This window comes from Vibrio sp. 2134-1, assembly GCF_033339495.1.
In genome coordinates this window covers 1-515 of record NZ_JAWOUS010000969.1, presented here as the reverse complement: position 1 = coordinate 515, position 515 = coordinate 1, and the positions used below count along the sequence as shown (strand labels likewise).

The following is a 515-nucleotide window of genomic DNA, read 5'->3' as shown; positions in this document are numbered from 1 at the left end:
TCATGACCCAAACCTTGACCCTTTTGAAGCTTTTTTTGGTTACCCTCGCTCCCAATTAACTCAAGTAAAAAATGGATTTGTGGTGATTGATGGGAGTGTGGCAAGCAGCTCGTCAACAGTTCAATCTTGTGTTGATAGAATTGCCAGTGCGTTTTCTGTGAGCGACAAAGTTTGGGTGGTTGGTGATTGTGACCTAGAAACTGGTATAGGAACCAGCCTCAATGCTAGCCCTAAGCTTCTTGTTATCGAGAATGGATTATTGTCGGTTAATGGTGCTGACTCTTTTCCCGGAACTGTTTACCAATTGTTTACTTCTACAGTTAGTGACATGACCGCAAGATGGACATCGGATGTCTCAGTCACTCCATTTATAGGAGGGCTCTCTACAGACGAAATAAAGAAACTTACTTTTTTTTCCCGTGGCGCTTTTAAGCCTGTAGGTGGATATGTTTTCGACACCCCTGGTGGGTTAAGTGTCTTTGGTGCTGCAGTTAACCTGGAGTTTGATTCAACAT

1 pseudogene is annotated in these 515 nt (G+C 43.3%); it reads left to right on the top strand.

The window, feature by feature from the left end:
- Positions 1 to 515: pseudogene (locus R7R78_RS29530) on the top strand (hypothetical protein); the annotation flags it as partial.